The following is a 12899-nucleotide window of genomic DNA, read 5'->3' on the forward strand; positions in this document are numbered from 1 at the left end:
TCTGAGGAGAGGCTAAGATCTACGGCTACGTACCAAAAGCCGGGGATCTAGCCACCGAAGCGAGGCCCCATCTTTCAAAGGCCCACGCTGTAATGGGCACGCTTTGCTTTGCCCATCCTACAAAACGACGATACTGACTAACGTTCCTTCTGGATAACAAAGGTATTTGATCGGTGGCCGTATGTTAAACCCGCTTTGTTATCTTCGAGAACTTCAAGCGGGTAGCAGTTTTCATGCCTAGCTATTTCGAAGATCTCTTTTTGAGGTAAGACATGCATCTCTATTTCCTTCTTGGTGGTTGAGGCACTCAAGTATTCCTGTAAAGAGAACTGATATCCGAGCCGGTAGGTAGGAACCTGTAAGACCGCTACTCCGCCAGGATTTAAGCACTTGAGTATCTCTCGAATAACCAGGTGAATCATCGGTGGAGGATTGTGCTGCAGAACAATTAACGAGTAGGCCAGATCAACAGATGGCAAGTCCTTGAGCTTTTGAGGCTGGTCAAGATGGCGTAATGAAACGTTCTCAAGATTCGATTCTTTCAGATAATTCTCAGCCAGCTGCAAATGAGATTTTGAGATGTCGTAGGCAATGACTTCAGAAAAGTTTCTGGCTAGCCAGCAGGTCAAGCGACCTACTCCACAGCCGTATTCTAAGCAAGTTTTGAGCTGACCTGGATCAACGCCATTACGCTCCAAGGTTCTCAGTAGGAGAGCTACATCGTGAAATCCAGATTTATAGAACTCGTCCTCAGTCTCTTGAATTTGAGAAGATTTGAACTTTTCAGCACTTATAACAGACCAGTGAGGTTCAGAAGCGCCAAGCTGGTTCCATACACCTTGAATATGAGAAAAAAGGGCCTGCAAATCAGTAGCCTGCTCGATTGGCAGAGGAGGTTCATGACCCAATAGCGAGACTGTATAAAAGGCTTGAGGGTTATTCTGTTTAAACTCCTCAGAGGTTAGAAACATTTCCCTGAGCGCTTGAATATTGTTTGCGCTTTTTATCTTTTCCTCTAGGGCGTAAAGGCTTTCTGGCTCTCTATCCAAAAAGAGTCGGTAAGCCCAAACAACCATTTCTTGTGTGATTTGATACGGTTTATTTGCCGTTTCCATGCTTCTGATATCCAGCAACTTAATAAGCAACGCATAAGGTCTAGCAGTGGGGCAAGCAGTTTATTGTTGCAGGAACTCCTTAAGTTCAGTCAAACATACCCACAGCTTCCTTAGCGGATCAGCACCAGTGTAGCGGCTAACATCAGACCCACTCCAAGAACTGTCTTGAGCGTCAACGGCTCGCCCAAAAACAGCACAGAGAACACCAGCACCAGCACCAGCCCTAACCTGTCTAGCGGAGCCACTAGGGCAGCTGGCCCCAGCTGCAGCGCCTTGAAATAGCAAAGCCACGACAACCCCGTTGCTAGGCCCGACATGATTAAAAACAAAAGGGTCTTGCGCGATATCTCAAACAGTCCCGGCAGCTGCCCCTGAGCCAGAACAATGCCCCAGGCAACTAGCAAAATCACAACTGTGCGAATCGCTGTAGCCAAATTAGAATTGATCGCCTCAACCCCAATCTTGGCAAAAATCGTCGTTAAAGCAGCAAAAACTGCAGACAGCAGCGCAAAAACCCACCAAGATTCACCTTCAACCATGACTCACCCGCTGTTTAGCTACCACCTTCGAACGATGGGGCAGCCAGCTCAGGATAATGACTTAACACCTCACTCGGTGGGCCTTCACACTGCACCCTTCCCTGGTCTAGAACGAGCACCCAATCGGCTTTTTGTAGAACTGCCGGACGGTGGGAGACGACTAAGCAGGTGGGGGTGGAGGGGTGGGAGGGTAGAGGGGCGGAGTCCGTTCTGGCTCCTTGGCTCCCCTGCCTCCCTGCTCTCCCTTCAAACAGTTTTGCCCATAGCTGCTGCTCGGTTTCTACGTCTAGGGCACTGGAGAGATCATCGAATACCAACAGTTCGGACTGGCGCAGCAGCATACGGGCGGCGGCAGCGCGCTGTTTTTGGCCGCCGGAGAGTCTGAGTCCACGGGTGCCGATGAGGGTATTGAGGCCTTCTGGCATAGTGGCTAGGTCGCGGTCAAAAATGGCGGTTGCGATCGCACCCTCCACCCGCTCCGAACTCACCTCCAGTCCCAGCAGCAGATTTTCCCTCAAAGTAGCGCTAAACAGCTCTGGAATTTGCGGTGTGTACGCACTGCGCGGCGGCACAAAAAAGCACTCTGGCTGCTCTACCTGCTGCTGGTTCCAGTAGACAGTTCCCGCCTGGGCAGACAGCAGCCCCAGCAGCACCCGCAGCAGCGTCGTTTTCCCGGCTCCCACTGGCCCTGTAATTACTGTCAGGCTGCCCCGCTTCAGCGTCAGATTAATGTCTGAAATGCCTCCCCCGGTATCTGGATACCGATAGGTCAAGCCAACCGCCCGCAGAGTCTGTAGCGTTTCTATTTGCATCAAAGGCCGCTGTTGCAGAGGCAGCCGGTTAGGCATACGGCCTAATAGATCTTGCAGGTAGAGCGGGTTAGGGGCGACAAGGGCGAGGGAGGGGTGAGGGGTAGATGGGTAGGGGATGGAGGGGTAGGGGGTGGATGAGGAAACAGCGGAGTCTTCTCCTGGTTCCCCCCGCTCACCTGCTCCACTTCCCTGCTCCCTCTCATCCACTCTCCCACCCCTCCACCCTCCTACTAACTCTCCCATGCGCTCAAACGACACTTCACTTTGCTTAGATACAGCCAAAAAGCCGCCCAAAAAGCTCATAAAGTAGGTGACGAAAGAAAGGTTATAAATAAAAAGGGCCAGATCGCCAACACTGAGGGGATCCTGACCGCTCTGCATGAACTGGGCTGCCAAGAGCAGCACTAGGCCAGTCCCCAAGCTGATGATATTTTCAAAGCCAGAGTCTAAAACGGCTGAGAAGACGCGATCGCGCACCATTAACCGCTGGCGAATGTGGCAGCGACGTTCTAGTTCGCTCAGGACGGGGGCTTCGGCTCCGGCGACTTTGATGGCCTGAACGGCGCTCAAGAGTTCTCCAATGAGTCCGGTGACTTGCTGAGTTGCTTGGCGGCTGGCGCGACGGTAGCGCTTGAGGCGATGTTCGGCTTGGTGGGCCAGAGCTGCGATCGCACACAGGGGCAAAAAGACCAGCAGGGTAATTGCCCAGTTAACGCTAAGCAAAATTCCCAACGACACCAGAGCAAACACCCCCGCCCCAAAAACCTCGTTAGTGCCGACTACCGTATCTTCGATCTGGCTAACGTCATCTCGAAAATAGCTGAGCACTTCTCCCGGTGCTACGGTGGGGCCGGTGGGGCCTAATCTCAGCGGTTCTGCCCCTGGGCGTTTCAGCAGCTCTCCCAGCAGGTTATGCCGCACCAAAGCGCTCATCATAAAACGGTGCTGGGTTTTGGTTATCCGTCCGGCAAAGATCGCCACAATTCGGGCTGCGCCGGTGGCTAGCAGCAGCGCAATCCAGCCCCAGGGCGACAAGGCCAGCGCAGAGTCTCCGGTCAGCGTATTGAAATACTCACGGAGAATCAGTCCCGGCACCGCTGGCAGACCCAGAATGAACAGCCACAGAAAGGTGTCGCTCCAGTAAAGCCGTTGGGCATAGCGGATCAGCTGCCAGAGCAGCTGCCAGATGGAGGGATGAGCAGGGCGCATGGAGCAGGCCGTGATTGAAAGGATTTTGGCTGTAGCTTAGCTGAACTCTGCAAAGAATCCACTAAGCCAGATTTTAGGTTCTGCTTAGGGAGCGGGAGGAATACGAGCAATTCGGCAGGATCTGAGGGGTGAAGGCAGCTGAAAGGCCGGTACGAAGCCGTCTTCGCTATCCAGGTACAGCTCACTAGCGATCAGTAAATCAGCAGCACTGCTCAAGGGTGACAAGTCACCAAACAGGTAGCTTGGCTTGTGGGTTCCTACCAAGGCTACTGCACAAGGATGATCGCAAATGCAGAGGCAACTCGTGGTCTCAAGGGCAAGTTCATTCCGGCGAGGCCAGGTTTGATGAAGTTGCTTAAGCTGTTCTAGCAGGTGAGTGCCGCTAGTCTGCCCCTCAGATTTCTCAAGATTGGCTGACATCCCACAGGCTTCACAGACAATCAGAAGATGCTTACTCATGTTTATTTCAGGAATGAGTGACCAAATACGTAAATAGGTCGTCGATCACACGGTTAGCGGCAACCGCGCCGCTGCCAATCCAATAGCTCGGCACGACATACACCCGACCCTGCTGAACGGCTTTAAGCTGCTGCCAAAGCGGGTCTTGCTGTAGCGTCTGCAGCTTCTCCTGGGCCGTTTCGGCAGCTTCAGCAGTGTTTTCACCCGTCCAGAGGAAGATCACGTCGCCATCAGCCTGGTCTAGCAGCTCTTGGCTAATGCTGGTTTGAATCGGGTTGTCAAAGCGGGCAATGGCTTCTTCAGCACCAATATCCTGAGCCGCAGGGCGCGACAACCCAGCATCTTGCAAAACAGTGCCGCAAAAAGAATCCCGCAGATAAAGATTGATAGTGTCGGGATAGATCCGCACCACAGAAACCTTTAGCCCCTGCAAGTGTCCCATCTGGGCCTTGAAATCAGCCAACCGCGCATAATAGGCGTCCATCGTCTGTTCGACCGCCTCAGCTTGCCCCAGCGCCTCGCCCACTCGCTTAAAGCGCTCCTTCCACTGGCCGCTGTGTTCAGACGCAAACAGCACCGTTGGCGCAATCTGAGCCGCCTGCCCATAGATGCCCTGATGGTGGTCAAGCCCCAAAATTAAATCTGGCTTGAGCGCCAGCACACTCTCCAAGTTAGGCTCCCCCGCCTGACCCACATTTTCGACCCCCACTAGGTGCTCTTCCAAATGGCCTACCAAGCCAGAGAAAGAAGTGGCAACGGGGGCAAGGCCAGATGCGATCGCATCCTCAAACGACATCCCATCCAGCGTCACCAACCGCTCAAACGCCTTCGGCACACAGCTCGACCCTGCCGCGTGTTCGATGGGGGTGCAGTTTTCAACCGTTCCTGCCAGATCTGTGCGCCCTTGGCAGCCCACTACTAGGCCCAACGCTAGGAGAAAAAGTGCTAACAGACAACTTCGGCGTCGCAAAGATCGAAGGGTATTAGTTATTTTCAATGGGTGCTCCTTTAGTGGGTTTAGGGTGCAGGGTCTAGGGGGTAGGAGGAAGAGGGAAATAAGGAGAAAAAGGGAACGTTGAGGGTTGGTGAATTGTAAGTATTGGGGTGGGAAACTATCGGGATTTGAAAGTTTGGTGTAGGGGAAAGGATTTAGCGGTTTGGGTATACCAGGTAACTGACCTCGAAATTGGTTACATTGATCGCCCTCAATATCAACACATTGAGCAAGAATGCATCACCATCCCTAAAACTCCACCACCACCCTCGCCGACAGCCCAAACGGTGCCCCCGGCCTGACAAACTGAAACTCATCCGACGACGTGAAATAGGCAGTGTTGAACAGGTTTTCGATATTGAGCTGCGCCCGCCAGTTGTCGCGCCGATAAAACAGCGCCGCATCAGTACGGAAATAGCTAGGCAGGGTAAACGTATTGTCTAGATCCCCCGCCCGGTCGCTCAGGTAAAACAGCCCTAGGCCAAAGCCCAGCCCTTGCAGGTTGCCCTCTTGAATTTCATAGGTGCTCCACAGGCTGAATTGGTTGTCCGGTACATTGGCGAGGCGATTGCCCACAATGTCGCGATTGTCCTGACTGACAAAGGCATCTAGCAGCGTGTAACTGGTGGTCATATTCCACCCCGGCAAGATTTCGCCCCCCAGGCTAAGCTCTATGCCGCGGCTAGCAACTTCCCCGGTTTGCACCGAAAATTGGCGGTTGTTTGGGTCTGGAGTACTGACATTTTGGCGACGGATATCAAACAGGGCCAGATTCAGGCTGAGACGATCGGTGAGGTCGGCTTTGGCTCCCACTTCAAACTGCCGCCCAATTTCAGGCTCAAAGGTTGATCCGTTGGCATTGCGGCTTGCCCCAAAGGAGGGGCTAAAGGAGCGGGTGTACGAAGCGTATAAGGAGATCGGCTCAATGGGCTGGTAGACTACCCCAAAGCGTGGCGAAAAGGCGCTATCTGACTGGCTAAATTCGCTCCGGGGGTCGCCTAGATCTTGAGTGGTGCGGAACTGATCGGCAACGTCGTAGCGGATGCCTGCCAACACCTTCAGATTTGGCAGAATTTCAATTTGGTCCTGCAGGTAAACGCCCCAGGTACTGATCGTATCGTCCCGGAAAAACTCGGGTTCAATGGCGTAGGGAATGCCGGTATAAACCGGGTTAAAGACATTGATCGGGGTATAGAAATTGCTGAACTGAAACTCTGGCTGCTCCAGCACGTTGCGATATTCTGCCCCAATTAGCACCTGATGGTTGATTGAGCCTGTACTGAAGCGACCAACTGCTTCGGCATTGGTGAATAGGCGGCGGTAGGTGCCCCCGCCAAAGTACTCTGTCCGTTCGATGTCGCCGGTCGCTTCATCAAAAAAGTCGTAGAGGGGGGCATAGCGTCTAGGGCTGTACTGCAGATACTGGGTAGCTTGGCGCAGTGACCAGTTCTCATTCAGGTCATGGTTGAGTCGGTAGCCCAGGGTGAACTGGTCTTGGGAAAATTCACCAAAATCTTCCCCAACAAAGCGGCTGCGAGGCACATTCACCGGGCCAGCGGCGGTAAAAGGAATGCCCTGGTCAATGGTTTCGCGATCGCGCGCATACTGACCAAAGAAATTGATTGAGGTGTTGGGGCCGATATCCCAAGTGAGAGTCGGCGATATCAGGAGGCGTTCGCCATCAACCAAGTCGCGGAAGCTGCCAAAGTTTTCGTAGGACAGGTTCAGGCGATATCGCACTGAGCGATCTTCGGTCAGCGGCCCAGTGACATCGACATCCCCTCGGTACGTGTTGAAGCTGCCGATTGTAGCGCCTACCGAGTAAAACGGTTCGCTCAGGGGCTGCTTAGATACTAAGTTGATGATGCCGCCCGGTTCTCCCTGGCCGAATAGCACCGAGGCTGGCCCCCGAAGAATCTCGACTTGCTCCACATCGTTAGTGCTGAGTGGGGCGAGTGAAAAGGTACTGATGCCATCGCGAAAGATCCCACCGCGAATCGGGAAACCACGAATCAAAAAACCTGGGCCAAATACGCTCGTCCCTCGCCCTCCTGAGGAGACGACGCTACCAGCCGTTTCTAGGGCACGATCCAGTTCGGTAACGCCCCGGTCTTCAATTACCGCTTGGGGAATCACCTGAATCGACTGGGGAATATCGCGAAGAGGCGTATCTGTGCGAGTAGCCGTACTGGCACTAGAGGGGTTGTAGCCCTCTTCGACCACTCCTGTAACCTCAATCAGCAGCGCGTCGTCAGCAGCCGTCTCTAGAGCTTGACCCGGCAAGATGCCCAGCACCAGACCATTGCTGCCAGTGACAATGTCAGCGGTGGGCGGCCCATCGTTACCCGTGATAGCAATTTGCACCCGGTTGCCCTCTAGGGTCGTGAGCGCCACCAGCGCAATCCCTTCTGCAGGGGCAAATTGCTCAAAAATATCGCCATCCGCTAGAGCCAGCACCGCATTGGGAATTTCGGCAATCAGTGCATTGCCCACCACTTCGGTTGGGGGGACTTCTAACGGGGCGGCAGCCTCCAAAATCAGCCGTAGCCCAAGTTCGTCGGTTTCTAGCCGAACGGCTGTAATCTGCGCGGGGGCTTGGGTTAGGTACTGATCTAGAGATTGGCTGCGGTGTTCTAATCGCCCCGGCACAGCTAGCCCAGGGGGGGCTGCTAAGGCCATTGGCAGGAAAAGCAGACCCGCTAGCCACATCAGTCGTTGTAATTTGTAAATCATCACACCACGGCCTCACGAAACGAGTGCCCCTTACACTAGGAGCAGTTGAATTAATCAGGAATCTTTCTCAACAAAATACCGAATGAGGGGGACAGGGTTGTAGAGGATGCGATCGCATCGCGGAGTTTTTGTGATCCCTAGCGGGAGTTTTTGGGGGGTAGCTTAGCCCTGCTGTCGTATATAGACGCTGGGGTTGACGCCAAACTTGCGCCGAAAGGCCGCCGCAAAATGCCCTCGACTAGCGAACCCGACGACTTGAGCCGCTTCTGTTACAGAGATTTCTCCAGCGGCTAAGAGCTGTTGCGATCGCTCCAGCCGTCGCTCGTGCAGATAGCCAAACGCTGTCGTTCCAAATACTTGCCGGAAGCCCACCTTGAGCTTGTGATCATTGATGCCCACAGCCCGAGCCAACTCCATTAGAGAGGGCGGATCGTCCAGCCGCCGCACCAAAATTTTTCCGGCGCAGTGGATGCGCTCTACGTCTTCTGCATGCAGACGATGCGTTTTGCGGCGAGGGGCTGCTTCTGTCTGCATGTCTTCTAGCAGCAGAGCCATTAACTCCCAAACCTTGCTCTCCAAATACAGCCGCCGCGTCAAGCCCTGGTAGGGACAAGCCATGAGCTGCTGCAGCACCCCCTGCATTGAAGCTGTGGGCTGGCCCCATCGTTCGTAGTACTGCCGATCGGGGGCTCGCAGCAGGGGCTGCAGCGTCGTTGGCACGTCTCCCGCAGCCCCTCCAACCCAAGCCTGAAACAGCTCTGGCTCAATGTGGACATTCACTGCAGTTAAAGAACTCCCGGCCCGACACAGCCAATCTTCCTGGGGGGCCAAACCAGCGCCCCATAGCCCATAACGTTGATTTGCACACCGCCCTGAACCAGCTACAGCTTCAAATGTGTATTCCAAAGGGTGGGGACGCTCCGGCAAACGCACCCGCACATCCTCCAGCAGCTCGTATTCAGAAATCATCAGCTCTAGACCGGCCCGCAGCGAAATCGAGCGCTGCAGGCCCTGCCCTAGAGAACTGGGATAGGGCACGACAAACTCCTCAAAATTCTCAGTCTGAACGGCTGCCTGGATCGGCTCGACGCACTCAAAAAGGTCCCAGTAATCCGTCTGGGAAAGCGTGATGGTCATAGACAATCTTGTTGAGATTGTTTCTCAAGATATCATCTCTTTACCCCAACAATGCCCCTGCCCCCAGCCGCAACAGCTGTGCGAACCGTGAATTTGGCTGATTCTCCAGCTGATCCCGCCTACCGGCTTCTAAAATCTGGCCCTGATCCAAAATCAAAATTTGATCGGCCCTTTGAATCGTTTTCAGCCGATGGGCAATGATGATACCGGTGCGCCCTGCCAGTAGGCGATCAACGGCTCGTTCAATCAGGAGTTCGGTCTGCGGATCGAGGCGAGACGAGGCCTCATCGAGAATCACTAGGCCCGGGTTTTTGAGAAAAACGCGGGCAAAGGCCAGCAGTTGGGCTTGGCCTGCAGAGAGACCGCCGCCGTCGGGCCCTAGCTCGGTGTCGAGTCCTTGGGGTAGGGACTGCAGCCAGGGCCTCAGCCCCAGATCGTCTAAAACTGTGAGCAGAGCTGCGTCATCAACGTGGGGGCTGAAGAAAGTTAGGTTGTGGCGCACAGTGGTTTGAAAGAGCTGCACGTCTTGGGTGACTAGGCCCACCTGCTGAGGCAGGGCTGCCAGAGGAATCTGATTCAGCTCAAGGGGGCCAAGGCGAATGCTGCCCTGCTGTGGTTCGTACAGCCGCAGCAGCAGCCGGGCTAGGGTGCTCTTGCCGCTGCCAGTGCGGCCCAAAAGGCCCAAGACTTGTCCGGCAGGCAGATCAAAGGTCAGATCTTGCAAGGTCCAGCCGCTAGATTCATCGGGATAGCGGAACCAGACTCGATCAAAGGTCACAGACAGGGCACTGGTGGGTAAAACGGCCTGCCCTTCGGAGCGCTGCTGGGGCTGTTGCGCCAGTAAGTCACGAACACGCTGGAGGCTGGCCTCGGCCTGCTGCAGTTGCTCTAGTTCCTCCCGAATGCGCTCGATGGGCTCTTGCAGGAGGTTGGTGTAGTCAAACAGCAGGTAGACGGTGCCAACAGTAATGGCGTTTTGCTGCCACAGGTACGCGCCTAGGGCCAGTGCGATCGCATTGCCCACCGTGAACAGACCCACACTGCTGCCCCACAGCAGGGTGCTGCTAAAGCGAGCCTGCTGAAAGACGGGCAGCCAGCTCTGCAGCAGGCCGTAAAACCGCGCCATAACGTAGTCAACTGCCCCATTGGCGCGAATATCTTCGCGCCCGCTTAGGTGCTCAACCACAAAGCCGTAAAACTCAGCCGTCACCTGGCGGTAGGTGCGCCAGGGGCGAACGGCGACAGCCCGCAACCCGCTGAGCACCCCCAAAGCGGCCAGAGCAAAGAGGCCCAGCGCCAACCCCGCTCGCCAATCTTCTAAAAACAGCACCCCCACCACACCCAGCAGCAGCAGGACATTGCCAACTACCTGAATTACAAACTGGGAGAAAAACCGGGATAGAGCGTCAACATCGCCATCGACGCGCTCTACCAGTTCGCCGGAGGTATGCGCCTTATGAAACGCCAGATCTAGTTTAAGGCAATGATTTGCCAGATCCAGCCGCAGTTGATTGGTCACGCTCCAAGACACGGTTTCGCTAAAGTAGGTGGCTGCGATCGCAAGCCCTTGCCTGACCGCAGCCACCGCGATAAACAACAGGGCTGCTCCCACCAGCGCCCCTTGAGCCTGACCCGCTACCGCCGTATCAATAAAGTAGCGAACGATCTGCGGATTGAGAATTTGTAGCCCTATACCGCCCAGCAGCGTCACAGCCAGCCCTACCATCTGTAGCCGTTGGGGTCTCAGGTATTGAGTCAGCAGCTGAGCAGAATGATCTGATGCACTCACCATAAGTCCTCACCCCTACTACCAAAGCCCCTTGCTTGAGAGCCGTAGGGAACTGTCTTGAAGGTTACTTGATGGGTGTCAGAATTGTATACGGAGCTTGCTAGACCAGGGCACCCCAACACCGCCAACTCCTACCCCTAGGTGGCCCCTGTAAAGCCATGCGGTAACCATAATGTTTAGAGGCTAGAACGAAACGCTAGCTCTCGCAGGTTGAGTTGAGGCTCAGCGAAACCTGGCAGTTCCAGGGGTTTGTTGAGTCTAGCAAGCTCGACACCAACCGACAAAAGGGCTGGGCGCACCCACAACGACCTATCGTTAGGGGTTGAATGCTCTGCTTGCACCGAGGGAGATAAGCAGATGCTGGAATATACGCTCGATGGTCGCCAGATTGCTACGCTTGAGGGGTTTTATGCCGAAATCGGTCGCGCTTTGCTGGGCGGGCAGCCCTGGGGAGAAAACCTAGATGCGCTCAACGAAGTGCTGCGAGGCGACTACGGGCAACTTCCAGAGGTATTTCGGCTTGTTTGGCACCATGCTGACTGCTCTCAGGTGGCGCTGGGCTATCCAGAGACCGTGCGCCAGCTCACTCGGCAGCTGCGAGACTGCCCGCCTACGGTGTTGATCAAGACAGCTTGGGCGCTGCGAGCGGCGCTGCGAGACCAGGGGCCAACGGTGTATGACTGGCTGGTGACGCTGATTCAAAAACACCCGCACATTGAGCTAGTTTTGGCGGCAAACGAAGACTAGAACACAATGCGGGAAATGTCGAGCAAGTCTTCAATGAGCTGCGACTGCAGTTTAGTGTTGCGTTCAATAGTTGCTAGGGCTTCGCGTTGACGGGTTGGGTTTAGCTTGCCGCTTTGCAGCAGGCGGGTCCAGCCCAAAATAGGGTTGAGTGGCGCTCGCAACTCGTGCGACAGTACGGCTAAGAATTCGTCTTTTACCTGGTTCGCACGGCGCAACTGCTCGGCCTGTTGCTGAATCGAACTCACTAAGTTCGTTCGCTCAAGGGCAATCGCTATTTGATCACAGGTCGATTGCAGCAGGGCCGCTTCTTCTGGGGTAAAGTGGCTGCGGGTGCGGCTGGCAAACGATAGCGCTCCCAGCAGCCGTCCCTGGACGATTAAGGGCTGACCAGCATAAGCCGTGATGCCAGCCGAGCAAACAAGCTTTACAGTAGGGTAAAATTGTAGAGACTATTTATGGCATTCGTTATGCGAATCATCCATGAATAAGCATAAATGCAGACTCTACCTTTAGAAATGATTTGGACAAACTCCGGCACAGCTTCTCGCCAAAGCGAATACAGTGACACCCTGTTTAACTTAGGCTACTCACTTACAAGCGGAGAGCTTGCTCAGTAATTTGCCATGAGACCCTCTAAAGAAAGAACCTGAGGTCTTCCTACGGGCTTCGAAAACAGCAGATTGAAACGTTCCTCAATGCCTCCCTTGAGGGTTGGGGGAATCAGTGAGAGACAACACAATAGATGTAAGGTTGTGCTTTGTAGTAGAGAGTCCACTCAACTTATGCGCGTTGGCAACTCCTACGTTTATCGCCCTAATGAAATTGTTCCTGTCAGTGGTGAGTACGAGATCCTGACCCAGACCGGTCAGAAGACAGGGCAAGCAATGTTTTGTCCCAAAAATCGTCGATTTCCCAGTGTTAGTCACTCTAACTATGGCTTCTTGTTGTCACAGCGGCTTAAAAGTAAGCAAGCAAAGTTCAGCAGTTAGGCAAATGCGGTTCTGAGGCCAGGGAGAGTGCAAGAAAATTTTGCTCTACGTCCGAAGTTGTTAGGTTGAGATGAGCCTGACAAAACTCAAAAATCCTCTCCGGCTCTATCTGATTGGAACTTCTACCAGAGCGCCCGCTCATACTTCCTCCTTATTCGCTTGCGGTTCACCTGCTCTAGGCGGGCGAGTGCTAGGTCATAGGTGTCGTACAGTTCTTCCCGCAACCGTCGCCGCCCTACCCGTAGCCCGCCCCACTCAGAGCTGATCAGCCACTGACCAAACAAGTCTTGCTCCAAACGGCAGATGTAGTAGCGCGTTTCCTTCTGCCATCGGTGCGTCTGCCACAGCTCCATCTCGTATGTCGGCATCACTCCCC

At 54.5% G+C, this 12899-nt stretch carries 11 protein-coding genes and 1 pseudogene; 1 reads left to right on the plus strand and 11 read right to left on the minus strand.

Annotation, left to right across the window (positions count from 1 at the left end; all coding sequences use genetic code 11):
* Positions 1-137 precede the first annotated feature (137 nt).
* The 8 genes from H6G13_RS11700 to H6G13_RS11735 form a co-directional block, all read right to left on the minus strand.
* The gene (locus tag H6G13_RS11700; protein WP_190483399.1) at positions 138-1115 is read right to left on the minus strand and encodes a class I SAM-dependent methyltransferase; all 978 of its coding nucleotides are present in this window, start codon (positions 1113-1115) and stop codon (positions 138-140) included.
* 110 nt (positions 1116-1225) lie between these two features.
* Positions 1226-1654, minus strand: a complete 429-nt coding sequence (locus H6G13_RS11705) for an EamA family transporter (protein ID WP_190483400.1) — start codon at positions 1652-1654, stop codon at positions 1226-1228.
* A gap of 14 nt (positions 1655-1668) precedes the next feature.
* Positions 1669-3675: an ABC transporter ATP-binding protein gene (locus H6G13_RS11710; RefSeq protein ID WP_190483401.1), complete on the minus strand. Its 2007-nt coding sequence runs from the start codon at positions 3673-3675 to the stop codon at positions 1669-1671.
* 84 nt (positions 3676-3759) lie between these two features.
* A complete protein-coding gene (locus H6G13_RS11715) occupies positions 3760-4134 on the minus strand; it encodes a DUF1636 family protein (RefSeq protein ID WP_190483402.1) in 375 nt (124 codons plus the stop codon).
* A 7-nt stretch (positions 4135-4141) separates the two neighbouring features.
* Complete coding sequence (locus tag H6G13_RS11720) at positions 4142-5104, minus strand: iron-siderophore ABC transporter substrate-binding protein (RefSeq protein ID WP_242028277.1); 963 nt, start codon at positions 5102-5104, stop codon at positions 4142-4144.
* A gap of 273 nt (positions 5105-5377) precedes the next feature.
* A complete protein-coding gene (locus tag H6G13_RS11725) occupies positions 5378-7861 on the minus strand; it encodes a TonB-dependent siderophore receptor (RefSeq protein WP_242028278.1) in 2484 nt (827 codons plus the stop codon).
* Between the two features lie 162 nt (positions 7862-8023).
* The gene (locus H6G13_RS11730) at positions 8024-8998 is read right to left on the minus strand and encodes an AraC family transcriptional regulator (protein WP_190483404.1); all 975 of its coding nucleotides are present in this window, start codon (positions 8996-8998) and stop codon (positions 8024-8026) included.
* Between the two features lie 40 nt (positions 8999-9038).
* Positions 9039-10790 carry an ABC transporter ATP-binding protein gene (locus H6G13_RS11735; protein WP_190483405.1) on the minus strand — a complete coding sequence of 584 codons (1752 nt, stop codon included), beginning with the start codon at positions 10788-10790 and terminating at the stop codon, positions 9039-9041.
* A gap of 354 nt (positions 10791-11144) precedes the next feature.
* On the opposite strand from H6G13_RS11735, the gene H6G13_RS11740 reads away from it, so the two are divergent.
* On the plus strand, positions 11145-11534 hold the full coding sequence (locus tag H6G13_RS11740) for a barstar family protein (RefSeq protein ID WP_190483406.1): 390 nt from the start codon (positions 11145-11147) through the stop codon (positions 11532-11534).
* On the opposite strand, the gene H6G13_RS28675 is transcribed toward H6G13_RS11740, so the two are convergent.
* The 3 genes and pseudogenes from H6G13_RS28675 to H6G13_RS11750 form a co-directional block, all read right to left on the minus strand.
* The gene (locus H6G13_RS28675; protein WP_347277467.1) at positions 11531-11779 is read right to left on the minus strand and encodes a histidine kinase dimerization/phospho-acceptor domain-containing protein; all 249 of its coding nucleotides are present in this window, start codon (positions 11777-11779) and stop codon (positions 11531-11533) included. The genes H6G13_RS11740 and H6G13_RS28675 overlap by 4 nt on opposite strands.
* A 69-nt stretch (positions 11780-11848) precedes the next feature.
* Positions 11849-11938, minus strand: a pseudogene (locus H6G13_RS29425) (hypothetical protein); the annotation flags it as partial.
* Between the two features lie 707 nt (positions 11939-12645).
* Complete coding sequence (locus H6G13_RS11750; RefSeq protein WP_190483407.1) at positions 12646-12891, minus strand: hypothetical protein; 246 nt, start codon at positions 12889-12891, stop codon at positions 12646-12648.
* Between the last annotated feature and the right edge of the window lie 8 nt (positions 12892-12899).

This window comes from Pseudanabaena sp. FACHB-2040 (assembly GCF_014696715.1).
Classification (GTDB): Bacteria; Cyanobacteriota; Cyanobacteriia; order Phormidesmidales; family Phormidesmidaceae; genus JACVSF01.

Coding starts and splice junctions, on each gene's coding strand:
- H6G13_RS11700 (WP_190483399.1), bottom strand. CDS start 1,115: ATGGAAACGGCAAATAAACCGTATCAAATCACACAAGAAATGGTTGTT.
- H6G13_RS11705 (WP_190483400.1), bottom strand. CDS start 1,654: ATGGTTGAAGGTGAATCTTGGTGGGTTTTTGCGCTGCTGTCTGCAGTT.
- H6G13_RS11710 (WP_190483401.1), bottom strand. CDS start 3,675: ATGCGCCCTGCTCATCCCTCCATCTGGCAGCTGCTCTGGCAGCTGATC.
- H6G13_RS11715 (WP_190483402.1), bottom strand. CDS start 4,134: ATGAGTAAGCATCTTCTGATTGTCTGTGAAGCCTGTGGGATGTCAGCC.
- H6G13_RS11725 (WP_242028278.1), bottom strand. CDS start 7,861: ATGATTTACAAATTACAACGACTGATGTGGCTAGCGGGTCTGCTTTTC.
- H6G13_RS11730 (WP_190483404.1), bottom strand. CDS start 8,998: ATGACCATCACGCTTTCCCAGACGGATTACTGGGACCTTTTTGAGTGC.
- H6G13_RS11735 (WP_190483405.1), bottom strand. CDS start 10,790: ATGGTGAGTGCATCAGATCATTCTGCTCAGCTGCTGACTCAATACCTG.
- H6G13_RS11740 (WP_190483406.1), top strand. CDS start 11,145: ATGCTGGAATATACGCTCGATGGTCGCCAGATTGCTACGCTTGAGGGG.
- H6G13_RS11750 (WP_190483407.1), bottom strand. CDS start 12,891: ATGCCGACATACGAGATGGAGCTGTGGCAGACGCACCGATGGCAGAAG.